1 pseudogene is annotated in these 231 nt (G+C 66.2%); it reads left to right on the top strand.

Annotated features, from left to right (window positions below):
- Positions 1 to 231: pseudogene (locus tag NVV99_RS27005) on the top strand (FAD-binding protein); the annotation flags it as partial.

Here is a 231-nt window from a genome sequence, read left to right as displayed (position 1 = left end):
AAGTATTCGGTGGCCGCCCGGATCGAGGCACGCAAGGGCAATCCTCCCCGCGAGCGCGTCGTGCAGGACATCGTGGTCCCGCTCGAACGCACGCAGGAGTTCGTCGAGTGGTTCCTCGAAGAAATTCCCATCGAGCCGATCTGGTTGTGCCCCTTGCAGTTGCGCGACATCGAGTCGTCCCCGGACGCCGGCCGTCAGAGCACCTCGTACGCCCAGCGCCCCTGGCCGCTG

This window comes from Rhodococcus sp. PAE-6, from assembly GCF_025290685.1.
In the GTDB taxonomy this organism is placed as follows: domain Bacteria; phylum Actinomycetota; class Actinomycetes; order Mycobacteriales; family Mycobacteriaceae; genus Rhodococcus; species Rhodococcus pyridinivorans.
Note: the sequence above shows the minus strand (reverse complement) of the source record. Positions and strands in the feature narration are given on the sequence as shown.